The following is a 25,698-nucleotide window of genomic DNA, read 5'->3' as shown; positions in this document are numbered from 1 at the left end:
ATCAAAGCATTCAATCCACACCAAAAATATTTTTTCTGAAAAGCATTTCCTTTTCCTTTCAATTGCCAACCGATTCCCCAAAATTTTCTATATATTTAAAGAAACTACAAATCTTTAAAACCCTATTGTTATGGCTGCAAAAAAGAAAACCTCCGGAAAAATATTCGTGCTGGACACCAATGTTTTGCTTCACGATCATAAATGTCTTTACAATTTTGAAGAAAACGACATCATTATCCCCATTGTGGTACTCGAGGAACTTGATAAGTTCAAAAAAGGAAATGACCAGATTAACTTTCAGGCACGTGAATTTGTAAGGGAAATGGATCGGTTGTCGGGCGAACAGCTCTTTACCAAAGGCATTACTCTGGGCAAGGGACATGGCCGCCTGTTTATCGAAACCGGGAAACCCATCCCTGCTCAGATGCAGGATTCATTCTCTGAGAATACTCCCGACCACCGGATTCTGGCCATTACCCTGCACGTAAAGGAGAAAAATCCTGAGCGGCAGACCATCCTCATCACCAAAGACATCAACCTGAGAATGAAAGCCAAATCGTTAGGTTTGGTTTCAGAAGATTACGAATCTGACAAAGTCAAAAATATTGAAATCCTGCACCATGGCGTCGAAACATTCGATGGATTTGACAAAAACATCATTGAAGCACTTTACCAGAATGGCCAGGTTTCGCGTGCTGATTTTCCAATGACCGATGAACAACTTCCTTCCAATCAGTATGTGATATTAAAAAATGCCAGTCAGAGCGTGCTTGCCTGGTTTGACCCGATAAGCCAGACCATCCGGAGAATCGAGAAACATTCCGCCTTTGGTATAGAGCCCCGGAATGCAGAGCAAACCTTCTCTCTTCATGCATTGCTTAACCCGGAAGTAAAGCTGGTATCACTTACCGGAAAAGCAGGAACAGGAAAAACATTACTGGCACTTGCAGCGGCACTCCATCAGCATAAGCAATACAAACAAACCTTGCTGGCAAGACCAATTATGCCACTGGCCAATCGCGACCTGGGCTTTTTGCCGGGAGATATTAACGAAAAAATCGGCCCCTATATGCAGCCGCTGTTTGACAACCTGGGAGTTATTAAAAACCGGTTTACCGCTCAAAGCAAAGAACTGAGCATCATCGATGAAATGCAGAAACGTGAAGAACTTGTCATCACCCCGCTCGCCTACATCAGGGGGCGAAGTCTTTCAGACGCTTTTTTTATCATTGATGAAGCCCAAAATCTGACTCCGCATGAAGTGAAAACCATCATAACACGTGCAGGCGAAGGAACAAAAATGGTCTTTACCGGCGATATTCATCAGATTGACTCTCCGTATCTGGATATGCAAAGTAACGGACTGGCCTACCTAACCGATAAAATGAAAGGCCAGGATATTTTTGCCCATGTAAACCTGGTGAAGGGCGAACGAAGCTTTTTGGCTGAGCTGGCCTCCGATTTATTGTAATATTAGTTTGCAAAGGCAGAAGGTGGAACTTTAGCCTAATGGAGGCTTACTCTATGTAATATGTAGATTTTTTTACATGTTCCAAAATCTCCCATCAGTATCAGTGTAAAGCAATCTAACCTACCTTATGCATAGGACCGGTAAAGTGCAAACAGGCTGAAAGCCTGAGAGCAATAGCCCAGGGCAAAACCCTGGGTTTAGAGGTATCCCCCACACCCCCTCTCTAATTGGTCGCAATGCGATCAATTAGAGAGACCACTGATTAAAAAACCTTCTTATCTTTGCAAATTCAATTACATTAAATTTTATCTGCCCGGGGCAGTCATCAAAACATTTAACTATCCGCGAAATGATAGACCAGTCACAGTTTACGAGAAGAACAGTGGCCTTCTACACATTGGGATGTAAGCTTAATTTCAGCGAAACATCCACCATTGCACGTCACTTGCAGGAGGAGGGATTTGTCCGTGTCGATTTTAATGAGGGGGCAGATATTTATGTGATCAACACTTGCTCGGTTACCGAAACAGCCGAAAAAAAGTGCCGTTACACCATCAATAAAGCATTACGGATTAATCCGAAGGCATTTATTGTGGTAACGGGCTGTTTTGCTCAGCTAAAACCCGAAAACATAGTAAATATGAAAGGGGTTGACCTGGTGCTAGGCAGCAACGAGAAACTGGATATGTCGTTCTATCACGGTTCTCTCGAAAAGCTCGAAAAAGCAGAAGTCCATACCGGAAATATAGCCAGGGACAAGCGTTTCATGCCTTCCTGGTCTTCAGGAGACCGCACACGTACTTTCCTGAAAGTTCAGGACGGCTGTGATTATTTCTGCACCTACTGCACCATTCCGCTGGCAAGGGGACGATCACGCAATGCCTCCATTGCCGAAACAGTGCAGCAAGCACGGGAAGCCGGAAATGCCGGAGCTCGGGAGATCATCCTTACCGGAGTAAACATCGGCGACTTTGGTCAAAGCACGGGGGAAAGCTTTTACAATCTTATTAAAGAACTGGAGAAAGTGGAAAATGTGGAGCGTTTTCGCATCTCTTCCATTGAGCCCAACCTGTTGACTAAAGAGATTATCCGTTTCGTGTCGGAATCAGAAAAATTCATGCCTCACTTTCACATTCCGCTACAATCGGGGAGTGATGACGTTCTGAAACTAATGAAACGAAGATACGACACAGCTCTTTTCCGAAACCGGGTGGAAAACATACGTAAACTGGTTCCGCATGCCTTCATCGGAGTGGATGTCATCACAGGTGTAAGAGGTGAAACAACCGAAGCTTTTGAGGAGACCCGCACCTTTCTCAGTAGTCTGGATATTTCACAACTTCACGTTTTCACTTATTCAGAACGGCCAAACACACAAGCCCTTAAAATTGAGCACTCCGTTCCGCATGAAGAAAGAAAACGCAGAAGTGCCCTGTTGCATGAGATTTCGGCCCATAAAACCAGGAAATTCTACCAGCAATTTGAGCACACCACCGCAAAAGTCCTTTTTGAAGAGCATTCAACCGATGGAGTAATGCATGGTTTCACAGAAAACTATCTTCGGGTTGAACATGCTTTTAATGAAAACCTGGCCAACAAGATTGTTGATGTGGGACTTAAAAAAGTCTCTACTCAGACCGGAAATATGACCATTGAGGTCCCCAAAAACACTTCCGGGAGAAACGGATTCCGTTATTCTCCGGAAAATATGCAACTTTAACATCCCATAAACTTTGGAAACTATGCCTGACTTCAAACAAATATGTGAATCCACTGTACAAATAGCCCGTGAAACAGGGGAATTTGTGAAAGAGTACCGACAAAACAACAAACCTTCGGTAAAGTCTAAAGGACGGAACGATTTTGTAACCCAGATTGACAAGGCATCGGAAGAGAGGCTTGTAAAAGCTTTAGGAGAGCTTCTTCCGGAATCCGGATTCATAGCAGAAGAGAACACCTCCAACAAAAAAGGAGAAATTTACAACTGGATTATTGATCCCATCGACGGCACCACCAATTTCATTCACGGACTCTATCCCTTTGCCATCAGCATTGCTCTTCAGGAGAATGATGAGATTGTATTGGGAGTGGTTTATGAGATGGGACTGGATGAATGTTTCTATGCCTGGAAAGACGGTCCTGCCCTGTTGAACGGCGAGCCCATACATGTTTCAGACAACGCCACCGTTGCCGACAGCCTTATTGCCACCGGGTTCCCATACACCAACTACAGTTTAATCGGCAACTTCATGGATACGCTCGATTATTTCATGAAAAACAGTCACGGTCTGCGCCGTCTGGGGTCAGCAGCTGCCGACCTGGCTTATGTTGCCTGTGGCCGGTTTGATGCCTTTTACGAATACAACCTGAAGCCATGGGATGTGGCTGCAGGAGCATTTATCGTACAACAGGCAGGAGGAAAAGTAAGCGACTTCAGGGGTGGAAATAACTATCTTTTCGGTCAGGAAATCGTTTGCGGAAACGACCAAATGTTTTCTGAGATGCAGGAGGTGATTGATAAATACATGAACAAATAAAAATGAACAAACTCGCCTATTACATCTGGCATCCTCTGATATGGCTGATATCCTGGCTCCCTTTTCCGGCATTGTACGTGATATCGGATTTTCTTTTTTATCCTGTTTCAATTTTCGGCTACCGTAAAAAGATAATCCTGGCAAATCTGGCCAAAGCATTTCCTGACAAATCAAATGAGTGGCACAAAGATGTTCTCAGAAAATTTTATCACCATTTTTGTGATCTCTTTGTGGAAACCATAAAGCTTCAGCACATACCTGACAAAGAGATATTCAAACGCATTACCTTTAGCAATACCGAAATAATTGACCATGCCACAGAGGATGGTAAAGATGTCATTGCCATTTTGGGACACTACGGAAACTGGGAGTGGGTTCCCGCCATTAACATGCACATTAAAGCAGGAAGCTACAGTGTTTACAGACCTCTAAAAAACCGATGGTTCGACCGCTACATGCTTGATTTACGTACAAGATTTGGGTCAAAAAACGTTACCATGAAGAAGACCCTGCGTCTGGTGGCCGGACTCAGAAAAGAGAACAAACGCTTTATCCTTGGATTGATAGCAGACCAGAGTCCTGCCAAAAGCGAAATACAATACTGGACCAATTTTCTCACTCAAAAAACCCCCATCCTAACCGGACCGGAAAAAATTGCAAAAATGGTAAACGGTCCTGTGGTCTATCTAAAGGTTTCAAAACCCAAACGGGGTCATTATCACATCAGCATCATTCCCTTTGAAAAAGAGCCCGCTCAAACTGATGAAAACGAAATAACAGACTGGCACGTCAGACAGCTGGAAAAGAGCATCATTGAACGTCCGGATCTATGGCTCTGGTCACACAAAAGATGGAAGTACCAAAGTGAATTCTCAAAAATGAAGACCACTCATGCCTGAATCAAGCGTTGCAGTAGTAATTCTGAATTGGAATACCCGATCCATGCTGGAACGGTTTCTTCCCGATGTATTGAAAAACTCAAACCATCCGGGTGTCACGGTTGTGGTGGCAGACAATGGCTCCACCGACGGTTCGCAGGAGCTTGTTAAGGCGAAATTCCCCGCTGTTTCACTTATCCGACTCGATAAAAACTATGGTTTTGCAGGAGGATACAACCGGGCTTTACAGCAGATTGATTCCACCTATTCGGTTTTACTCAATTCTGATGTCATTCCGGCATCGGACTGGCTCATGCCGCTTGTGCGTCACATGGAATCCACTCCTGACTGTGCAGCGTGTGTCCCAAAAATCAAGGATCTGAAAAATCCTGAGATGTTCGAATATGCAGGTGCTGCAGGTGGTTTCATCGACAAATGGGGATATCCTTTTTGCAGGGGACGCATCTTTAATCACATAGAAAAAGATCATCAGCAATACAATGAGGCCGGCGATATCTTCTGGGGAAGCGGTGCTGCACTTTTGGTCAGAACCCGTGAATTTAACCGCTCAGGAGGGCTGGATGAACATTTTTTTGCCCATATGGAGGAGATTGATTGGTGCTGGAGAATGAAAAATCGCGGAAAAAGCATTTATTACATACCTCAAAGTGAAGTATTCCATCTGGGTGGTGGCACTCTCAATGCCATGTCGCCCCACAAAACATATCTCAACTTCCGCAACAACTTATTCATGCTTTATCGAAACCTTCCGTCCAACAAACTCCGAAAAACAATTCTTACACGTTTGCTTCTTGACGGAGTGGCCGCCATTAAGCTACTCATATCTGACGGTTTTGGACACACCCGGGCGGTTTACCGTGCGCATCGCGACTATTTCAAACGAATCCCGGATCTGCGCAGGGAGCGCAATAACCTGCTTAAAAATGTTACCACAACCACCCATGCGGAGATATACACTCAAAGCATCATCATGGATTTCTTCCTGCGCGGAATGAAACGTTTCTCTGATTTAGACTTCAAAAATTAAAGAACATCTGCAATCTGTTCAAGCCTGTTGGCGCGACTCCCTTTGATCAGAAAAAAGGCATCTCTGACTTTTTGTGATTCCAGATGAGCCTTTAGTGCAGCAGTATTTTCGAACCAGCAAAAACGTTTGTCGTCCGGAACAATCTCTTTAAATTCCTCTCCGGTCAGGTAACAGGCATCAAACTCCAGCGACTCTACTAACTGAAGCAACTGAAGATGCTCTGAGCGACTGTCGGCCCCCATCTCTTTCATGCTTCCCAACACTAAAATCTTTCGGGAATGTAGGATGGCTTTGAAGTTTTCAAGCGCTACACGCATACTTGAAGGATTGGCATTGTAGGCATCCAAAAGCACCTGATTCTTACCTGAATTAAAATACTGTGACCGGTTGTTTTGAGGAACATAGTTTTCAATGGCCTGAACAACCAGCTCCTCTTCCACACCGAAATAATGGGCTACAGAGGCAGCAGCCAGTACATTGTCAAGATTATACAATCCTGTCAGACAAGTCTGAACTGGCTTATTTTCAACCTGAGAAGTGGTCAGTGAAAAATGCAGCAGCGGATCAGCAGATACATCAGAAGCCTTTACAACAGCATCCTCTCCTGTTCCATATCCAATCCAGGGATACTCTCCAATCATCTCCATAAGGTGGGGATTGTCCACATTGATAAAAATCTCTCCCCCGTTTTCCTTAAGAAAGCTGTAAAGCTCTCCTTTGCCTTTTTTAACTCCTTCAAAAGACCCGAATCCTTCCAGATGGGCCTTCCCAACATTGGTAATCAATCCATGGTCGGGTCTGGCAATTGCACACAAACCGGCAATTTCGCCCACATGATTGGCTCCCATCTCCACAACAGCTATTTGGGTACCTGGAGGAGTACTCAGTAAGGTAAGGGGAACCCCGATGTGATTGTTAAAATTCCCCTGAGTAAACCAAACATTATACTTTTTCGCCAGAACGGCAGCCACCAGCTCCTTAGTGGTCGTTTTTCCATTGGTCCCTGTAATGCCAATAACAGGAATATTCAACTTCCTGCGATGATGTAAGGCAAGATTTTGAAGCGTCTTCAATACATCAGGAACCAAACAACAACCGTCGGTGTCGCTAAGCGATGCGTCATCAACTACGGCCAGCACACTGCCCTTCTTAAGCGCCTCTTTTGCAAATTTATTTCCGTCAAACCGCTCACCTTTTAAGGCAAAAAAGATGCTCCCCGGGATGATGTGCCGGGTATCGGTGGAAACTTTACCCGACTGAAGAAAGATCTCGTAGATTTCTGCTATACTCAAATTCATCAGTATATAATTTATCTAACTTATTGGTCTGATGGAACCCGCATGTAAGAACATTATACATATTCTATTGGGGTTCACCGACCATGCTCGTTTCATTGAAAACCAATACTAAAAAGGGCCGGGAAAAACCCGGCCCCTGTTATGATATTCTATCTGAAAATCCAGAAAAGTTTTATTTCACTTTATAAGGAGTACCTACACGTGTCATTGCACAACGGAAACCAATATCATCTCTGGATTCACGCTCATCAAGGAAACGACGTGTTCCGGGGCTCAGCCAGTAGGCACGGTCGCGCCATGAACCACCTTTATATACCCTTGTTCGGTCAGAAATGGTACTGCTCATAATACCGGGACTGTCAGCATACATATTTTCTGTGCTTTTTTCACTGGTTGACCAGTTTCCTCCCATAGATATGTTTGACTGATTATCTCCATCTTTATAGTTGATATTATCAGCTGTACGGTAGTTGTTGCGATCCAGAATATCCTCATCGGTTTCTGCCCGGTATCTGATTTCACCATACTCATCTTTCTCAACGACATAACCTTCCTCATCAAGAATCTTTGTTTCAAAAACGTTTCCGCGGAAGGGGCTGAACTCATGAGTATCCTCATTAGATAAAGGACGGTAAACATCGGCCACCCATTCATTAACGTTTCCGGCCATACAGTATAGGCCAAAGTCGTTGGGATAATACGAATTCACAGGGACAGTAATATCACCGGCATCGTTTAAATCTCCGGCCATACCCATATAGTCACCAGGACCACGAACAAAGTTAGCCATCATACGACCTCTCTCCTTTTTAGATGGATTGCGAAGTGTATGTCCGTCCCAGGGATAGATTCTGCGGTCGGTCAGACGCTCCTGATAAGAGTTTCCGACAAGACCATAAGCAGCATATTCCCACTCGGCTTCGGTTGGGAGACGGTAACGCGGAAGCATAATACCATCACTTGGACGTACCCGGCGGGTATCTCTTTCAGGATTCAAATCCTCCATGGGGTTTTTACCGGCCACACCTTCATATTGTCCCAAAAGATAGGCTTCTGTATCAAAGTTGTTGGCTCCTGATTGTTGCAAATCAAGTTCAATAATACCCATCTCAACCAGAATATGCTCGTTTACCCTGTCGGTACGCCACGCAGCATAATCTGATGCCTGCAACCAGCTTACACCTACTACAGGATATTCGCTGTATGCAGGATGACGAAGATAATTCTCCACCATGGGCTCATTGTAGGCCAATGGACGACGCCACACAAGCGTATCGGGCAAAGCTTTGCGATAAACTTCCGGCATATCAATAAATACGCGGTTCAGCCAAAAAAGGTACTCGCGATAATCCACATTGCGAACCTCGGTTTCATCCATATAAAAGGAACGAACAGTAACACGACGAGGACTGTTGTCCCATCGCTTCATCACATCTTCCTCAACACTTCCCATAATGAATGTACCACCTTCAACAAACACAAGGCCGGGACCAGTCTCCTGTTCGTAATTGGCCTGATACTCAAACCCACCCGATTCAGGATCGTTATATTCCCATCCTGTTGTGGAGGAGGCAGATTTTTTGGCACCACCGCCACAAGATGCTAAAACCATCAATCCCAGCATTAGAGCGGGAGTAAAAAGTCTGGATTTCAATCTCATAACTTGTTTTTCTTGGAATTCTTTTCTAATATCAAGTAACAAAGATAAACATTCAGTGCATTCTGCAAGAATTTTTATCCCAATTAAATTTGGCTCATCACCTTTTACGGTTGTAAATTAAGCATCTGCACCATTGTGCATCAAAAATCAACCATCAAATAACGTACAATATATCAATCATAACGAACATTGCACAAATTCATTGTTTTTATACTCATAAAATTAAAAAAGGTTATACCGTTGAGGCAACTTTATTTCTTTTTTTTCGAAAAAAAGAATTTACCATAAAACATTTTTAATCTTTCGCAGTAAAAAGAAGACAGGTAACCTTTATACTGCCTTATACACAAAACAGGTAAGGTGTAAACAGGTTGAAAGCCTGAGAGCAATCGCCTTTCAAAGTAATGGTTTTTCCGGACAATAATTAAAACCATTCAATTATTTTTGTGTTCTGATTTTATAGTTAATTTTCCATTTCTATGCCACCACAAACAGTCGGCAAAAGAAATTTATCAATGTAAAGAACTGAATAATATGGCCGGATGCCGCAATATACTAATCCCTCTGATCATCCTGACTGTCTTTTTTACAGGCAGTTTTGCTGATGCACAGGAGCGAAACACCATCACTTTTACTGACCAGCTTTCCTGGAATGACGCAGCTGAATACCCGGTTTTGCCATTTCATGGAAGCGGATATTATAAAGAAGAATCCGGGGTTCCGGTTTACACAATCTCCTTCCCTTTGCCGGAAGATTTCTCAGTCGGAAGATCCACCGTTGACAGCGTTGAATTTACCCCCGGGGGTTGGACTACAGTTTCAAACAGCAGTTACCTCACAGACATCATCAAAAGTGACCTGACAAACAGCCTCTCCTACAAAGTTGTTACCATCAGAAAAAAAGCTTTTCTGGAAGTGGAAATAATCCCTTACAAACAATCGGGTGAGCAAAAAAAAGACTGGAAGAAACTTCTCCAATATTCCCTGAAACTTTCCTATTCGCAAAAAAGCAGTGTTGCATTAAAAGCTGCATCAGATCGATATGTTTCCAATTCAGTTTTATCATCGGGTAAATGGGTAAAAGTCGGAACCAATAAACGGGGAATACATAAGATTTCGTATGAAACACTGCAAAACTGGGGATTTTCCACCCCCTCTAATGTTCAGGTATATGGCAACGGAGGAGCAATGGTGCCTATGAACAACAGCGAAGAACGTCCGGACGACCTACCCCCGGTGGGAACCTATCACTCCGACAATGCCCTGTTTTTCTACAGTCAGGGAACCTGGGAATGGAGTTATGATTCAGCTTCAGAGATGTTCACTTTTAAAAAGCATAAGTTTTCGCCAATGGCATTTTTTTTCCTGTCGGATGCTTCAGGCGCGGTCAAAACTCCTGAAAATCATCAATCTCCGGCAGGAACGGTTACAGCCACAACAGAATCATACGATGCGCTCTATTTCCATGAACTGGAAAATGAGAACATTCTGAATTCAGGAAACCAATGGCTGGGCGAAAAATTCAATACCTCCATCGCTATGTCAAGAAACTTTGAGGTGGAGATCCCCAACCTGAAAACCAACGAAGAGGCTCTTTTTTACACACAGGTTGCAGGCCGTTCCAACACCAGTCAGGCTTTCGATATTCAAATCGGGGAAACCGCAGAAAAAATGCTTTTCGTTAATACCGTCTCTCTAAGCGACTATCTGGGATATTATTTCCGACTGGCCACAACCAAACTTACATTTATTCCGGAAAGTTCTGATTTTAATATCAGTTATACTTATAATAATGCCACCACCACATCCATTGGATGGCTCGATTATTTCTTAATCAACGGACGGGGACATCTTTCAATGGAAAACGGTTCTTTTGTTTTTCGGGATCAATCCGTTGTGATCCCCGGAGGAATTGTCAATTATCAGATTTCCAATGCCACAGGTTCAGATATCATCTGGGATGTCAGCAATCCGCTGAATCCCCTGCAAATGGAAACAGAAATTGACAATGGCACTCTTTTGTTTACTGCCCGGGCCGACGATGTCAGGGAGTATGTAGCCTTCAATCCTTCTGAGGATCTGCCTCAACCGGAGTTTATCGAAAATATTGGAAATCAAAACCTGCACGCCACCACTCCTTCCGAAATGGTCATTGTTGCCCCTCCGGAATTTCTGGGACAGGCTGACAGACTGGCTAATCTGCATCAGCAACATTCAGGCTTAACAGTAACCGTTGCGAACAGAGATCAGATATACAATGAGTTCTCCTGGGGACATCCGGATCCGGGAGCCATCAGAGCATTCATGAAGATGCTTTACGATCGTGCCGATGACAACGAGACCGTTTCTCCCAAATTGTTGCTTCTTTTTGGCGACGGAACATACGACAACCGACACATTGACAATACACCTGCAGCCCCACTGCCCACCTATCAGTCCGATAATTCCATTTATCAGACCTCTACATTTGTCACCGATGACTTTTTCGGTTTTCTGGATGATGACGAAGGAGACAACCTGAGAAACGACCGTCTGGACATCGGCATCGGTCGCTTTCCGGCAACTACTGCAGAACAAGCAATCACTGCTGTTGACAAATCTGAAGCTTACCTGGTGAATCAGGAAAGCGGAAAATGGAAAACCAAATTAACTTTTGTGGGCGATGACGGAGACTCCAACATTCACGTAAGAGATGCCGACAGACTAACCCAGAAAATTGCAGCCAATCACAGTCATTTTGACCTGAATAAAATCTACTTCGACGCCTTCCCAATGACCACCGGTGCTGTGGGGAAAGAGTTCCCTGAGGCCAAATCCCGAACAATGCAGGCCATCACAGAAGGCACCTTGATTTTTAACTATACCGGTCATGGAGGCGAAAACAGCCTGGCACATGAGAAATTAATTACCAGCACCGATATCAGAAGCTGGAACAACAAAAAGAGGCTCCCGTTATTCATAACTGCCACCTGTGAGTTTAGCCGGTTCGACAATCACAACCACACATCGGCAGGAGAAGAGGTATTTCTCCATCCCAATGGTGGAGGCATAGCACTTTTATCCACCACACGCATTGTCTATTCAAGTCTTAACTTCACACTCAACAATGCCTTTTACAACCACGCTTTCGAAAAGGACGAAAACGGTCTGCCGCTGCGATTCGGGGAAATGATGCGTCGGACAAAGCTGGAATCAGGTGCCAACACCAACAAACTTAACTTTACCCTGCTGGGAGATCCGGCCCTGCGCCTCATTTATCCGGCCAACGAAATTACTACCTCCTCACTCAACAACATCGAGGTTTTTGATCAGCCGGACACACTGCGCGCCTTGTCAAAGAACCGAATAAACGGCATTATCAAAGACCCTTTGGGGGAACACATGAGTGATTTTTCCGGAGATGTATCGGTAACCGTTTACGACAAGGCGGTAAATGTCCGTACGCTTGGCAACGGAGGCAATGAACCATTCGAATTCAAGGAGTTTTCAAACATCCTTTTCAAAGGCCAGGCAACAGTTACCAACGGAAGTTTCACCCTGGAATTTGTAGTCCCCAAAGACATCAGGTATAATTTTGATAATGGCAGAATCAGCTATTATGCCATCGCAGATGACGGCACTGAAGCAGCCGGAGCTTTTTCTGATGTGGTAATCGGGGGTATCAGTGAAAATTCCGAAGAGGACAATGAAGGACCTGACATTTACCTTTACCTGAATCATCCGAAATTTGTATCCGGGCAAACTACAGGATCAAAACCGGTTCTTTATGCCGACATTTTTGATGAATCGGGCATTAATACCTCGGGCATTGGCATTGGGCACAACATCACACTCATTCTGGACGAAGACACCAACAACCCACTGGTACTGAATGATGCTTTCACTGCCGATACTGACCAGTATCAACAGGGAACCCTTCAGTTTCAGTTACCTCAGATGGAAAACGGCCTGCATAGTCTGACATTAAAAGTTTGGGATAATTACAATAATTCTTCCACAGCAACGTTAAATTTCAATGTTAACCTAAGCCATGGAATGAATATTCGCAATTTCTCAGTCTGGCCAAATCCGGTAGCTCCCGGACAGGATGTTTACATTAATATGCAAACGGAAATCCCCAATGCACTGATAAAAGCCACCATCCAATTCATAGACAGTAGCGGCAAGGTTACAGGAACAGTGGAAGATGAAATCATATCAACAGGAAATACAATAGGGCCATACAAATTACCAATGGAAAAATCGGGTTGGAATTATTCGCAGATTTGTTTTGTACGCGTAATTTTAGCCCCGCAGAACGGAAAAGAAACACAGGTAGTGGCCAAACTCTTGCCTACCCCGTAAATAATTAAGGAAAAACCTACATGATGAACAAGAAATTTTTCAGCAAAACACTATTGGCAATCCTGCTCTTTGGCATTGCTCAATTCACCACAGCCCAGGATAATGATGTCAACCTAAGCGGTCAGCAGAATATTATCAGTACGGCAGTTTCATTCCTGGACATAGCCCCCGAATCAAGAGGAGGTGCCATGGGAAATACCGGTGTGGCCATTTCGCCAGATGTAAATTCCCAACACTGGAACCCCGCAAAGTATGCTTTTATTGACAAAGAATCCGGTGTTGCTCTCTCCTATACCCCCTGGCTCCGGAAACTGGTCAACGACATCAACCTTTACTATCTGACCGGATTTTTAAGGCTGGATGATATGCAGACCATCAGCGGATCCATTCGCTATTTTTCGCTGGGAGATATCACTTTCATGTCGGAGGATGCACAACCCCAGGGCAACGCCTCCCCTCATGAATTTGCCATTGATGCAGCCTACAGCCGTGTTTTATCAGACCATTTTTCAGGCTCAGTGGCTTTTCGGTACATACGTTCCGACCTGCAAATGAATTTCAGTAACTCTTCGGGAAGTGAAACCTATCAGGCAGGAAACTCTTTTGCTGCTGACCTGGCATTTTACTATCAAAACGAAATTAATCTGGGTGGCAATGATGCCAATTTGAGCGCAGGTATCAATATTTCAAACATCGGTAGTAAAATCTCCTACGACGGAAATATTGAACAGTTCATTCCTACCAATCTGAGACTGGGAACTGCATTGAAGACAAACCTGGACGAATACAATGAACTCACCGTGGCGCTGGATCTTAACAAACTACTGGTCCCTACCCCTGATTATCAGGAAGTAGAAGAGAACAACTCGGTTTTTCAGAGCGATAACGTCTCTGTCATCTCCGGAATCTTCCAATCTTTCAGTGATGCTCCGGGAGGTATGGAAGAAGAACTTCAGGAAATCAATGTAAGTGTGGGAGCTGAATACCTCTACAATAAGCAGTTTGCTGTTCGCGCAGGTTATTTCCACGAACATGAAAACAAAGGAAACCGGAAATATTTCACTGCCGGTGTGGGACTGAAATTCAACATGCTTTCCATCGATGCTTCGTACATCATTCCGGTGGTTCAGAACAACCCGCTGGCCAACACCGTCCGCTTTACGCTTGGACTGGACCTGGATCAGATGATCGGGCAGTAAGTGAAAAGCCCCCTAAATCCCCCCAAGGGGGACTTTTGAGGTGGTTTTGGATGTATGCGGTGATGTTTGAAAGGTGAAAGATAAGGTATGAGTGGTGAGGAGAGGTGAGCTACGAGCTAACAGCCAAGAGCTACAAGTGGAGATTGAGAAATGATAACTTAATTTTTTTCGGTTTTCCTATTGATGTTGAACCAGCCCCGGCGGGGCGACAGTTTGGTAGCAATAGCGTTAAATTTAATGGAAAAGCCCCGGCAGGGGTGACACCTTAATTTGAAAAGATTTTCTACCTTTTATCTTCTGCCTTCTGCCTCGAATAAAACCGGGACTGAACGAAGCTTTTCGTTGCAGTCCTTTTTTTTGTATTTTTGCAATCTAAAAATTAAGATATGTCAATACGTATTGGAATGGGATATGATGTACACCAACTGGCCGAAGGCTATAAACTCTGGATTGGAGGCATCGAGATCCCTTATGAAAAAGGTTCTGTGGGCCACTCCGACGGAGATGTGCTGATTCATGCCATCTGTGATGCTCTATTGGGGGCTCTGAATCTTCGGGACATCGGTTACCACTTCCCTGATACTGATTCGGAACTGAAGGGAATAGACAGTAAAATCCTGCTCCAAAAAACGATGGAAATCATTCGCAATGAAGGTTATGATCTGGGAAATCTGGATTCCACCATCTGCCTGCAGCAACCCAAAATAAACCCCGTCATCCCCGAAATGCAGAATACACTGGCCCGCGTAATGAATGTGGACCGGTCAAAAGTATCGATTAAGGCAACAACCACAGAGAAGCTGGGATTCGTAGGAGAAGGAAAAGGGATCTCAGCCTATGCAACTGTTTTGTTAGTTGTTAGCTCGTAGCTCTTAGCTGTTAGCGCTTAGCTCTTGGCCATCTGTTCATCATCCATAAATTTTCACACATGAAGACCATTGACTCCATAAATCATTTTCAACAAGTTATAAAAGAAGAAACAGCCGTGCTTGTTTATTTCTCACATGAGCAATGCAATGTATGCAAGGTATTAAAACCTAAAGTACAAAATCTTCTGGAGGAGAAATTTCCCCAAATGGCAATGTATTACAGCGATACAGTCAACCAATCAGAAGTTGCCGCACAAAACCGGGTATTTGCAGTGCCTACCGTACTGGTGTTTTTTGATGGCCGCGAGACCTACCGGTTTAGCCGCAACATCGGACTTGGAGAGTTGGAGCAGTCCATCCAGCGTCCCTACTCAATGATTTTTGAATAGACGGGAAAGCAATGCTTCATCGGCAATATTAGGCAATGTGACCCTCAAACGGGGTTCTTTTTCCATAGCTCTGCGGGCTGCAAAAACAGCACCCCCGTTTCGGGCCCAGCTCCGTCTGGTAATACCGTTATTCACATCCCAAAAGAGCATGCTATTCAGGCGTTCGGAAGCTTCCGGAGAACCATCCAGCACCATACCGAAACCTCCGTTTATCACTTCTCCCCAGCCGACACCGCCTCCATTGTGCAAACTTACCCAGGTAGCCCCCCGGAAAGCATCCCCGATGACATTCTGAACAGCCATATCGGCTGTGAACCCGGAACCGTCATAAATATTGGAGGTTTCACGAAACGGACTATCGGTTCCGGAGACGTCATGATGATCGCGGCCAAGCACCACCGGGGCTTTCAAACGACCTTCTGCCACCGCCCTGTTAAAAGCTTCGGCAATGCGTATGCGCCCCTCTGCATCGGCATACAATATCCTCGCCTGAGAGCCAACCACAAGACGATTTGACTCAGCCTCACGTATCCAGTGAAGGTTGTCTCCTATTTGTTGGGCAATCTCAGGAGGAGCCTCATTTCTCATTTCTGACAACACCTCCGCAGCGATCCTGTCCGTCTCGGAAAGATCATCTGCCATACCTGAAGTGCATACCCATCTGAACGGACCAAACCCGAAATCAAAACACAAAGGTCCCATGATGTCCTGCACATAAGAAGGATAGCGAAAGCCGCCCTTCGGGTCAAGCACATCCGCTCCTGCCCGGCTGCTTTCAAGCAAAAATGCATTCCCATAATCAAAGAAGTACATGCCCCGGGACGACAACTTATTGATGGCCTCCACCTGACGCCGGAGTGAAGTCCTCACTTTCTCTTTAAACAAATCAGGTTCTTCCACCATCATCCGATTCGCTTCATCAAAAGTCAAATCCACAGGATAATACCCCCCGGCCCACGGGTTATGCAACGAGGTCTGGTCAGATCCGATATCCACTTTAATGTCTTCTTTTGCAAATCGTTCCCAGACTTCCACAATATTGCCCTGAAAGGCAATTGAAACTGTTTCTCTGTTCTGCACGGCTTTTGTTACCCTTCCGACCAGTGCATCCATATTGTCAATAACCTCATCTACCCAGCCCTGCTGGTAACGGGTCTCCACTGCCTTTGAATTCACCTCTGCTGTAACACTTACACAGCCGGCAATATTGGCCGCTTTTGGCTGAGCCCCAGACATTCCTCCCAGTCCGGCAGTGACGAACAAAGCACCTTGTCCAGCCCCCTTACTGCCCGGCCGCCTGAGTGCATTCATAATGGTAATGGTTGTTCCATGCACAATACCCTGTGGCCCAATGTACATAAAAGATCCGGCAGTCATCTGACCATACTGGGATACCCCGAGTGCATTAAATTTCTCATAATCGTCCGGCGAAGAGTAATTGGGAATAACCATCCCATTGGTCACCACCACCCGGGGTGCATTTTTGGAGGAAGGAAACAACCCGGCCGGATGACCTGAATAAAGCACCAGCGTCTGCTCATCCGTCATGGTCGCCAGGTACTGCATCGCAAGCAGGTACTGCGCCCAATTCTGAAAAACAGCACCATTGCCTCCGTAGGTAATCAATTCATGGGGATGCTGTGCCACCCGGGGATCCAGATTGTTCTGAATCATCAGCATTATGGAGGCTGCCTGCCCCGACTGATGCGGATAATCATTTATGGGACGAGCTTTCATTTCATACTGAGGACGAAAACGATACATATAAATTCGGCCGTAGGCATAAAGCTCATTCAGAAACTCAGGAGCCAGCTCTTCATGAAATTCCGGAGGAAAATAGCGTAAAGCATTCTTAAGTGCCAAAACTTTTTCATCCTCCGACAGAATATCTTTACGTTTGGGAGCATGATTTACAGAAGAGTCGTATGGCTGCAGTTGCGGCAACTGAGCGGGAATTCCCGCCAGAATGGCTTGTTGAAAGGCATTTTGCATAGTAAAAACAATTCAAAAGTGTTCTGAATCGTGAATTTACCCACTCCCAACCAAAAATGCCATGACAAATCACAGTTCTTCTCCGCGTTTATTTCTCTCAAGCAATAATTGTCTTCCAATATCGGCGATGTTATACAACAAAATAAACTGTTGTCTTTCCAAGGGAGGAAGATCTTCCTTCAGAAGTTCCTGAATTTGCTGAACCACTGCTGAAATCTCTTCTGTTTTCTTGTTCAGGGAAGAATTGCTTTCAAAAATCTCAAGCACCATTTGTCCCATGATCAAAAGCCTGGAATTTACTGACTGACCAAGTTCCCGATGTGCACCAAAAGCAGAAACAAAGGAGAGCAGGGCATGATTCAGATGCGTAAGTTTAAAAGCTTTCTGACGGAATTTACGGTATTTCCGGGGTTCAGCCTGCATATCCTGCCAGGCGAGTGCCACGGAGTTATCAGCCTGGTGCGCCTCCCTGCGGGCAATCCGGTACTCCAGATTATCATCTGAAGTCCCTTTTTCATACTCAGATAATATCGCTCTAAGGTATATGATGTTTTTTTGAAGTGCTCCGGTAAGCAGGCCAGGTAATCTTTTGTATTGCCATTGCGGCCACAAAAAACGAACCGTTCCCAAAGCCAGAAAAGCCCCGATAATGGTATCAATAAGGCGGGGAAGCATAACAGGTACACCCCTGCTTGAAATAAGATTGAAAGCGCACAGCACAAAAATGGTAATAAAAACCACTGACACAGAATACTGACGTTTAAGCCAGGCAAAAAAGAAAAAAGCAGAAGTCAGCATCAGCAAAACCTGCCCCGGCAACGTTAGTAGCTTTACGATCAGCACTCCGGCAACAATACCTGTAATTGTTCCCAGCACCCGTTGAAAAAGTCTCTTCCGGGTGGCACTGTAACTTGGCTGCAGAACAAACAGAATGGTTAAAACAATCCACTCTCCTTTATCTATCTCAAAATATTCGCTGATAAAAAATCCGATCCAAAAACACAATGCCAGACGAATGGCATATCGAAAACGGGGATGCTGGAATGACAACTGAGACCTGAACCTTTGCCAAAAAGACCGTTCGTCACGCGACAACTTAGGCAAAACTGCCTGTTCAGGCTGTTCGGTCAATCGCTGAAATGAAATGCCCGCCCGGGTGAGATTTCCCGTCAATAACCGCACAGGGTGGGTTTGCTCAAGATTCAGCTGTTCCACTTTCACATTTAAGGCATCCACAATCCATTTCAGAGAGGGTGGCGATGAAAAACGGAGTCCTGTCAGTAAACTATCGGCAAACTTTCTGGCTGCATGCGACAATTCGTGAAGCGTGTGACCGGCAAGTTCCACCACTTCAATGCTGGAAACCTCATTACTCAACAGATCGTATCTTTCATGCGTACTGGCAGCTCTTTCATGCAATCCCTGAAGAATCATAAAGTAATGAAACCTCAATGCCAGTTGCGAATCTGAATCGTTGGCATCCCTGTAGCTGTTCAACACTTCCTTGATACGCTCCAGGGTATTGACCATCTCCACATTTAGCAATGCCAGGCGCCCCCTGATTTGCTTTTGCTGAACCTTATCGCTTGGAAAAAGGGAAGATTTCTCATCCAGATAGCCCGAAAGGGCCATAAATCCGCGTGCCAACTGCTCATCCAGCAATCTGTATGGGCGGTAATACAACAATATCAACGAAATGACTCCATAGAAAAGGGCACCTCCCGGCAACAAAAGCGGCTGCCAATACCAGGCAGGAGAGATCTCCGCCCCTATCATAGCATAAATACCTATAAGAATGGCACCGAAAGTCACACCTCTGTAACGTTCACCGGTTCCACCCACCAAAATAAAGAGAATGGTGGAAAGTCCCAGACCAATACCCAGCAAGAGAGGCCAGGGACGCAACAGTTCAACCGATAAACTGGAAATTCCGAAACTAAGAACTTTCAGTATCAGTGATTTTATCCGGCCCCGTGGATGATCATCGGTCTCGGATAGCGCACCCGCCAGCACCCCAAGTGCAAGTGTAACAGCAAAGAACGAAAGCCCGGCAATTTCAAGCGGAATGGCAACAGCTGCCATCACAATGGTGGCTTTGGCAGCCATCAACAGATCGGAGTGTTTCCAGAAATTTCGTTTCCAACGTAGATACAAACTGTGATTCTTTAATCGGGAAAGTATTCTTACAACCATATTTCATCTGCGACTGGCACAGTTATTTTTGTAATCGGTGATTTTTCAAAAAACTTACAAAACAGGGTATCTGCAGTGTAAAGAGTTTTAACCTGCCTTATACATAAGACAGGTTTGATGTAAACAGGCTGAAAGCCAGAGAGCAACAGCCCGGGGTTTTGAGCTATTCCTCCTGCCCCCCCTAATTAGTGCCTGTCTATAAACTAAGTAAAGTTTCTCAAGTTCGCTGTGTCTGTTCAGAAAGTGCCAGTTGCAAGGCTTGCGAAGTCCGAAAATACGGAGTTTACTTATCGTAAATGAGTAATTTTCGGACGAGCTTAACGCAGCAAATGGTACTTTATGGACGGACACTAATTATTGGTGGCGATGCGATCAATAATGCAAGCCGGTTAAAGCACTGCAAGCATATAAATTACTGTAAGCACAACCGCAATCAATACCAACAGCGCAAAAAACCGTGTCGTCAACCCCACCCCCCTGAGCAAAGGCAAACGACCGGTAGCCCGATCAAAGGCTCCCAATCGGGATGGTTGTATTGCAGGCTCATCAAAAACACCCATCTCTTTGATTATTTGAGAAGCACGTTCTGCATCTTCCTGCTTAACCTGAAGTTTCATGCCGCTCACAGCATTCACAATATAAGTCTGCGAAACCAGTTCGTCCTGCACAAAGCATTCAATCCCCTCTGACTCCAGTTTACTCCTGACCAACCCCATACGGTCGGCAAAACTGAAAGTGGCAATGGTAATCAGCGAATTTTCCATAATCTGGCGTTTTAGTGTCTGTCCATAAAGTCCCGTTAACTGCGTTATACCATTCACGGAAACTACTCATTTACTAAGGTAAACTCCGTATTTCCGGGAATGGCAAGCCCCCGAAGAAAAATCGGGGCAGGCTTTGTAAACAGAACCTTCCGAACAGACACAGAACTTGTAAAAAATATTCCCGACTTAATAGACGGGCTCTATTTAATGTCTGTCCATAAACTTAGCGTTTTTCACGTGTTTGAAATAGAAAGTTCAAATTCAAGGCGTGTGACAAATCTAAACCGCAGTCCCGAAGTAGCTTTTGTAAGGTTTTTGAACAAAAAACCAACAAAAGCACAATCGGGATGAGGATTTATATTTTGAGCAACAACGTAGAAGTTAGACTTTATATACAAACACTATTTAGGTTCAATGTTATTGTGCCATTACACATCATTAAATTTTATAGAGCCCCGGTTCTCCTGATCGGGTGCATAGCTGTATATGTCACGTAATAAATCGGCATATTTATTATAAATCACCCTGCGTCTCAGCTTCAAGGTTGGAGACAATTCGCCGGTTCCAGGCCCCCAGGGTTCACAAACCAGCCGGAATCGCTTGATTTGTTCGGTCTTTCCCAGCGACTTGTTATACTGATTGACCTCCTTCTGAAACAACTTCTGAATTTTGGGATGTGTCACCAATTCCTGATTGTCCCTGAACTGAATACGATGATCATTGGCCCACACGTGAAGATACTCAAAATTCGGCGAAATAAGTGCACTGGCAAATTTTTCATTCTCTCCGACTACCATGAGCTGCTCAATAAAGAAGGACTCTTTCAGCAGATTTTCTATCGCCTGTGGCGCAATATATTTACCGCTCGAGGTTTTAAACATCTCCTTTTTGCGATCGGTAATCTTCAGGAAGCGGCCTTTCTCGAAAGTTCCGATGTCACCTGTATGAAGCCATCCATCTTTCTCCAGCACCTCCTCTGTATTTTTTGTGTCTTTGTAATATCCTTTCATAACGCTCGGCCCCTTCACAAGAATTTCTCCATCCTCATCAATCTTCACTTCAATATTCTTCAGCGTTGGGCCCACCGTGCCAATGAGCAGCGAGTTGGGCTCACTGAGATGGTTCGCTGCAATCACGGGAGATGTTTCAGTCATTCCGTATCCCTCCATAAGAGGCATGCCTGCAGCAAAAAACAAGCGACTGAGACGCGGCTGAAGCGCTGCACCTCCGGAAATCACAAATTTCAAACTACCTCCAAAGATCTTTTGCCATTTTGAAAACACCAGTTTCCGGGCAAGCCACAACCTCAGTCCATACCAAAAGTGATGTTTCCCGTCCACCCTGTACTTTTCACCAAGCTTTAGCGACTGGAAAAAGACCATCCTTTTAAATCCTCTTAACTCCTCTCCTTTGGAAACAATCCTGTCGTAGATGCGCTCAATAACCCGTGGAACAGTGGCAAAAGCAGAAGCTTTAATCTCTGCCATATTCTGTGCAATCGTTCCCAGATTTTCAGCATAATAGATACTGCAGGCTTTCTTCTGAAAAAGATAATTCACCATGCGCTCGTACACATGGCAAAGGGGAAGAAAACTGAGAATCCGGTCCGATTCATCCAGCGGATAAAGATTCTCCACCCCTTCGATGTTGCTCAAAATATTCCTGTGTGTGAGCATTACCCCTTTGGGCAGGCCTGTAGTTCCCGATGTATAAATGATGGTCAGCAGGTCATCCGACGTGATGGATGCCGAAACCTTATCAAACTGATCCCTGAATTTTATCTTGGCATTAAATCCTTCACGGGTTACCTCTGTCCAGTTCGGAACATCTTCATAGTGGTTAAAGGTATAGACCTTCCGGAGTTTTCCGATTTTCTTTGCAATTGGGAACAATCGTTTATAGGTTGGTAAATCTGACACCAACAACATTTTACTGTCGGAATGCGAAAGAATGTGTCTGTAATCCTCATCACCCATTGTAGGATAAACAGGAACATGCACCACTCCAACCATGGCCATCCCCATATCCACAAAGTTCCACTCGGGGCGGTTGTTGGAAACAGTGGCAATTTTATCCCCCTTTTTAAAGCCCATTGCCAGCAACCCGAAAGCAAAGTTCCGTGCATTCCGGACATAATCCTCAGTGCTGAATTTAACCCAGTTCCCCTCTCTTTTGGCAACTAAAATATCAGACTTTTCATGGTTGAGTCTAAGGTTTTCCAGTAAATCAAAAGTCCTGTCGATCCTCATTGCAAAATATCTGTTTGCCGACCTTAAGGCCGGATATTAACCAAGTTTCTCTTCTATCAGTGCTTTAGCTTTAGTAAGGGCACTGTCAAGTCCTGCCGGATTTTTACCGCCGGCTGATGCAAAGAAGGGCTGGCCACCTCCGCCACCATTAATCTCCTGAGCTACCGAACGGATAAGTTCCACAGCATTCAAAGTTCCATTCTCAGCCAGGCTGTCAGATAAAATTACGGCAAGCTGGGGTTTTCCTTTTACTTCTGAGCCCAAAACTGCCACCATCTCACCATCCATATCATTGCGAAGCTGAAAAGCCAGATCCTTAAGATTTCCCCCCAGTTCGGGCTTCACCTGCCTGATGATGACACTTACACCATTCACATTATCTGCACCGTCAATGATAGATTGTTTTTCAATCCTCAGGAAGTTCTGCATCATTCCCTCAAGATCTTTGGTCAACCGGGAATTCTGGCTGATCAAACTCTCGATACTCTTACGCAGTTCACCTTTACTTTTTACCAGGCCGGCAATCTCCTCCAGCACATCAGCCTGACTATATACCAACTCTTCTGCGCGATCTGCGGTAACTGCTTCAATACGACGTATTCCGGCAGAAACAGACCCTTCACTGATGATACGGAAAAATCCTATCTCTCCGGTAGCATGTACGTGGGTACCCCCGCAAAGTTCCACTGAATTTCCAAATCCGATGGTGCGAACCACATCTCCGTACTTTTCTCCAAACAAGGCCATAGCTCCCATCTCCCGTGCCTTTTCAAGAGGCACCTCCCGATGCTCTTCCACCTGAATATTGGCCCGAATATCAGCATTTACCATCTTCTCCACCTGACGAATCTCGTCTGCTGTAACTTTCTGAAAATGGGCAAAGTCAAACCTCAGATAGTCGGGATGAACCAGCGAACCCTTCTGTTCCACATGATCTCCAAGAACGGTTCTTAAAGCTTTATGCAACAAGTGCGTGGCAGTATGATTGCTTGCAGCCCTGCGGCGTTTCTCCACATTCACCTCCGCTTTGAAAGAAGCCTCAGGATTTGCCGGCAGCTTTTTGGCAATATGAATAATCAGGTCATTTTCCTTTTTGGTATCGATAATTTCAACCTTTTCTTCTTCTGAAACAAGAACCCCGGAATCACCTACCTGACCTCCACTTTCGGCATAAAAAGGAGTGATGTTAAACACCAGTTGGTATTGTTCTTTGTTTTTTACCTTAATTTGTCGGTAGCGGGTAATGAAAACCTCTGTTTCATAATAATCATACCCCACAAACTCTTCCTCCTTATCGTCACGCAAAACTACCCAATCCCCAGTCTCTACAGCAGAGGCATTACGGGCACGAGATTTCTGCGCCTCCATCTCCTTCTCAAATTCACGACGATTAACCACCAACCCTTTTTCGGAAAGAATCAGCTCTGTCAGATCAAGCGGAAAACCAAAAGTGTCGTATAATTCAAAAGCAACTTTACCATCCACCACTTTATATTCACCTTTCAGTGTTTCAACTATGATTTTATCGAGCAGTGCAATACCTGTGGCCAGTGTTTTCAGGAAAGATTCTTCCTCCTCATGAATGACCTTCTGAATTAATTCCTTTTGCGATTTCAACTCGGGGTAGGCCTCCCCCATCACATCAATCAGCACAGAAAGCAGCCCGCTCAAAAACGGCTTACGAACATTCAGGAATGTGTAGGCATACCGAACAGCCCTTCTCAAAATCCGGCGTATAACATACCCGGCTTTATTATTGGAGGGAAGCTGTCCGTCGGCAATAGAAAATGCTATGGTACGGATATGATCAGCAATGACCCTCATGGCCACATCTCCATCATTAGATGCACCGTATTTTACATCTGTAAGCGATGCGATCTGGTGAATCAGTGGCAGAAAAATATCGGTATCATAATTGGAGCTTTTTTGCTGAAGTACCCGACAGAGGCGTTCAAATCCCATTCCGGTATCCACATGCTTCTGGGGCAAAGCAGTCAATTCACCAGAAGATTTCCGGTTATACTGAATAAATACAAGATTCCAGATTTCTATCACCTCCGGATGATCCTTGTTAACCAGTTCGTGCCCCCCTTTCTTCATGCGCTCTTCTTCATTGCGCAAGTCAATGTGAATCTCAGAACAGGGGCCGCAGGGACCGGATTCTCCCATCTCCCAGAAATTGTCCTTTTTATTCCCGTTCAAAATCCTTTCTTTGGGAAGGTATTGCTGCCAGCATTGAGCAGCCTCCTCATCGCGGTCAACATTGTCACCTGCGTCCCCTTCAAAAACGGTGGCATACAGGCGATTTTTATCAACTTTCAACTCTTCGGTAAGAAATTCCCAGGCCCAGTCGATGGCTTCCTTTTTGAAATAATCTCCAAATGACCAGTTACCCAGCATCTCGAACATTGTATGATGGTAGGTATCATGTCCCACCTCTTCCAGGTCGTTGTGTTTTCCGGAAACCCTCAGGCATTTCTGAGCATCTGCCACCCTTGTTGCAGCCGGCTCCCTGTTACCCAGAAAAATATCCTTAAACTGATTCATCCCCGCATTGGTAAACATAAGCGTTGGGTCGTTCTTCACAACCATGGGTGCAGAGGGCACGATAGCGTGCTCTTTGGATTTGAAAAAATCAAAAAATTTCTGTCTTACCTCAGATGCTCTCATATACTGTTCATTAATAATTTGTTGTCGAAATAAAACTTTCCGCCAAAAAAATTAAACTTTTTTTTACTTTTTCCGTAAACTATCCGTCCAAGCGAAGGAAGATTGGTCATTTTTTACCATCACAACTATTTGTTTTG

16 protein-coding genes are annotated in these 25,698 nt (G+C 44.8%); 9 read left to right on the top strand and 7 right to left on the bottom strand.

Annotated features, from left to right (window positions below; all coding sequences use genetic code 11):
- Positions 1-130: 130 nt before the first annotated feature.
- The 5 genes from BY457_RS06500 to BY457_RS06480 all read left to right on the top strand — a co-directional run bounded on the left by BY457_RS06500 (position 131) and on the right by BY457_RS06480 (position 5,934).
- A complete protein-coding gene (locus tag BY457_RS06500; RefSeq protein WP_106152531.1) occupies positions 131-1,471 on the top strand; it encodes a PhoH family protein in 1,341 nt (446 codons plus the stop codon).
- A gap of 349 nt (positions 1,472-1,820) precedes the next feature.
- Positions 1,821-3,191 (top strand): tRNA (N(6)-L-threonylcarbamoyladenosine(37)-C(2))-methylthiotransferase MtaB, encoded by a 1,371-nt coding sequence (mtaB, locus tag BY457_RS06495; RefSeq protein WP_106152530.1) that lies wholly within the window; start codon positions 1,821-1,823, stop codon positions 3,189-3,191.
- Between the two features lie 22 nt (positions 3,192-3,213).
- Positions 3,214-4,008, top strand: coding sequence for an inositol monophosphatase family protein (locus BY457_RS06490; protein WP_106152529.1), 795 nt, complete (start codon positions 3,214-3,216; stop codon positions 4,006-4,008).
- A gap of 2 nt (positions 4,009-4,010) precedes the next feature.
- Positions 4,011-4,907: a lysophospholipid acyltransferase family protein gene (locus tag BY457_RS06485; RefSeq protein ID WP_106152528.1), complete on the top strand. Its 897-nt coding sequence runs from the start codon at positions 4,011-4,013 to the stop codon at positions 4,905-4,907.
- On the top strand, positions 4,900-5,934 hold the full coding sequence (locus tag BY457_RS06480; RefSeq protein WP_106152527.1) for a glycosyltransferase family 2 protein: 1,035 nt from the start codon (positions 4,900-4,902) through the stop codon (positions 5,932-5,934). The genes BY457_RS06485 and BY457_RS06480 overlap by 8 nt, the downstream gene beginning before the upstream one ends.
- Here BY457_RS06480 and BY457_RS06475 read toward each other — a convergent pair.
- Entirely contained in the window at positions 5,931-7,232 is a 1,302-nt protein-coding gene (locus BY457_RS06475; RefSeq protein WP_106152526.1) for a UDP-N-acetylmuramoyl-tripeptide--D-alanyl-D-alanine ligase, read from the bottom strand. The genes BY457_RS06480 and BY457_RS06475 overlap by 4 nt on opposite strands.
- A 172-nt stretch (positions 7,233-7,404) precedes the next feature.
- Positions 7,405-8,892 carry a gliding motility lipoprotein GldJ gene (gene gldJ / locus BY457_RS06470; protein WP_106152525.1) on the bottom strand — a complete coding sequence of 496 codons (1,488 nt, stop codon included), beginning with the start codon at positions 8,890-8,892 and terminating at the stop codon, positions 7,405-7,407.
- Between the two features lie 534 nt (positions 8,893-9,426).
- On the opposite strand from gldJ, the gene porU reads away from it, so the two are divergent.
- The 4 genes from porU (at position 9,427) to BY457_RS06445 (ending at position 15,693) form a co-directional block, all read left to right on the top strand.
- Positions 9,427-13,236 (top strand): type IX secretion system sortase PorU, encoded by a 3,810-nt coding sequence (gene porU / locus BY457_RS06465; RefSeq protein ID WP_106152524.1) that lies wholly within the window; start codon positions 9,427-9,429, stop codon positions 13,234-13,236.
- Between the two features lie 23 nt (positions 13,237-13,259).
- Entirely contained in the window at positions 13,260-14,435 is a 1,176-nt protein-coding gene (gene porV / locus BY457_RS06455; protein WP_258176642.1) for a type IX secretion system outer membrane channel protein PorV, read from the top strand.
- Positions 14,436-14,821: 386 nt separating this feature from the next.
- Positions 14,822-15,304 (top strand): 2-C-methyl-D-erythritol 2,4-cyclodiphosphate synthase, encoded by a 483-nt coding sequence (gene ispF / locus BY457_RS06450; protein WP_106152522.1) that lies wholly within the window; start codon positions 14,822-14,824, stop codon positions 15,302-15,304.
- Positions 15,305-15,363: 59 nt separating this feature from the next.
- On the top strand, positions 15,364-15,693 hold the full coding sequence (locus BY457_RS06445; RefSeq protein ID WP_106152521.1) for a thioredoxin family protein: 330 nt from the start codon (positions 15,364-15,366) through the stop codon (positions 15,691-15,693).
- On the opposite strand, the gene BY457_RS06440 is transcribed toward BY457_RS06445, so the two are convergent.
- From BY457_RS06440 to alaS, 5 genes are all read right to left on the bottom strand, one after another.
- A complete protein-coding gene (locus BY457_RS06440; RefSeq protein WP_106152520.1) occupies positions 15,676-17,685 on the bottom strand; it encodes a urocanate hydratase in 2,010 nt (669 codons plus the stop codon). The two genes, BY457_RS06445 and BY457_RS06440, sit on opposite strands and share 18 nt — an antisense overlap.
- Positions 17,686-17,754: 69 nt before the next feature.
- Complete coding sequence (gene yccS / locus BY457_RS06435) at positions 17,755-19,839, bottom strand: YccS family putative transporter (protein ID WP_258176641.1); 2,085 nt, start codon at positions 19,837-19,839, stop codon at positions 17,755-17,757.
- Positions 19,840-20,267: 428 nt separating this feature from the next.
- A complete protein-coding gene (locus BY457_RS06430; protein ID WP_106152518.1) occupies positions 20,268-20,642 on the bottom strand; it encodes a putative signal transducing protein in 375 nt (124 codons plus the stop codon).
- Positions 20,643-21,070: 428 nt separating this feature from the next.
- Positions 21,071-22,891, bottom strand: coding sequence for an AMP-dependent synthetase/ligase (locus BY457_RS06420; protein WP_106152516.1), 1,821 nt, complete (start codon positions 22,889-22,891; stop codon positions 21,071-21,073).
- Positions 22,892-22,927: 36 nt separating this feature from the next.
- Positions 22,928-25,561 (bottom strand): alanine--tRNA ligase, encoded by a 2,634-nt coding sequence (gene alaS / locus BY457_RS06415; RefSeq protein WP_106152515.1) that lies wholly within the window; start codon positions 25,559-25,561, stop codon positions 22,928-22,930.
- Positions 25,562-25,698 lie beyond the last annotated feature (137 nt).

Origin of the sequence: Marinilabilia salmonicolor (assembly GCF_003003035.1) — a bacterium.
Taxonomy (GTDB): Bacteria; Bacteroidota; Bacteroidia; order Bacteroidales; family Marinilabiliaceae; genus Marinilabilia; species Marinilabilia salmonicolor_A.
Note: the sequence above shows the minus strand (reverse complement) of the source record. Positions and strands in the feature narration are given on the sequence as shown.

Coding starts and splice junctions, on each gene's coding strand:
- gldJ (WP_106152525.1), bottom strand. CDS start 8,892: ATGAGATTGAAATCCAGACTTTTTACTCCCGCTCTAATGCTGGGATTG.
- BY457_RS06430 (WP_106152518.1), bottom strand. CDS start 20,642: ATGGAAAATTCGCTGATTACCATTGCCACTTTCAGTTTTGCCGACCGT.
- BY457_RS06485 (WP_106152528.1), top strand. CDS start 4,011: ATGAACAAACTCGCCTATTACATCTGGCATCCTCTGATATGGCTGATA.
- ispF (WP_106152522.1), top strand. CDS start 14,822: ATGTCAATACGTATTGGAATGGGATATGATGTACACCAACTGGCCGAA.
- mtaB (WP_106152530.1), top strand. CDS start 1,821: ATGATAGACCAGTCACAGTTTACGAGAAGAACAGTGGCCTTCTACACA.
- BY457_RS06445 (WP_106152521.1), top strand. CDS start 15,364: ATGAAGACCATTGACTCCATAAATCATTTTCAACAAGTTATAAAAGAA.
- porV (WP_258176642.1), top strand. CDS start 13,260: ATGAACAAGAAATTTTTCAGCAAAACACTATTGGCAATCCTGCTCTTT.
- BY457_RS06475 (WP_106152526.1), bottom strand. CDS start 7,232: ATGAATTTGAGTATAGCAGAAATCTACGAGATCTTTCTTCAGTCGGGT.
- BY457_RS06490 (WP_106152529.1), top strand. CDS start 3,214: ATGCCTGACTTCAAACAAATATGTGAATCCACTGTACAAATAGCCCGT.
- BY457_RS06480 (WP_106152527.1), top strand. CDS start 4,900: ATGCCTGAATCAAGCGTTGCAGTAGTAATTCTGAATTGGAATACCCGA.
- porU (WP_106152524.1), top strand. CDS start 9,427: ATGGCCGGATGCCGCAATATACTAATCCCTCTGATCATCCTGACTGTC.
- alaS (WP_106152515.1), bottom strand. CDS start 25,561: ATGAGAGCATCTGAGGTAAGACAGAAATTTTTTGATTTTTTCAAATCC.
- BY457_RS06500 (WP_106152531.1), top strand. CDS start 131: ATGGCTGCAAAAAAGAAAACCTCCGGAAAAATATTCGTGCTGGACACC.
- BY457_RS06440 (WP_106152520.1), bottom strand. CDS start 17,685: ATGCAAAATGCCTTTCAACAAGCCATTCTGGCGGGAATTCCCGCTCAG.
- BY457_RS06420 (WP_106152516.1), bottom strand. CDS start 22,891: ATGAGGATCGACAGGACTTTTGATTTACTGGAAAACCTTAGACTCAAC.